Source organism: Prevotella sp. TF12-30, assembly GCF_003436715.1.
GTDB classification, from domain to species: domain Bacteria; phylum Bacteroidota; class Bacteroidia; order Bacteroidales; family Bacteroidaceae; genus Prevotella; species Prevotella copri_A.
The window spans coordinates 504-777 of the sequence record NZ_QSQJ01000125.1; the positions used below are offsets into that span (position 1 = coordinate 504).

The 274-nt window shown below is 44.5% G+C and carries 1 protein-coding gene; it reads left to right on the plus strand.

The annotated features are described in order from the left end of the window. The coding region (locus tag DXD25_RS17040) for a hypothetical protein (RefSeq protein WP_187360513.1) at positions 1–274 on the plus strand (274 nt) is incomplete at both ends.

Sequence of the window (274 nt, forward strand, 5' to 3'; positions counted from 1 at the left end):
CGGGTATTGCCTTTGCCGCAATCCATACTTACATCAAGCACAGCCAGGAAACAACCCAGGTAACCGCAGATACTCATCCGGAAGTCATAAAATCAGATTCCGCAAAGCAGGTAGCAGCAACGGATTCCCTGACTCATCCGAAACCAGAAAAGCCAGTCATTCACAAGACTTTCGAGAATGTGGCTTTCGAGCAGATACTTTCTGAAATTGCTTCTTATTATGATTTACAAGTGAAGTTTGAGAATAACGAGGACAAGACCCTCCGCCTCTATTA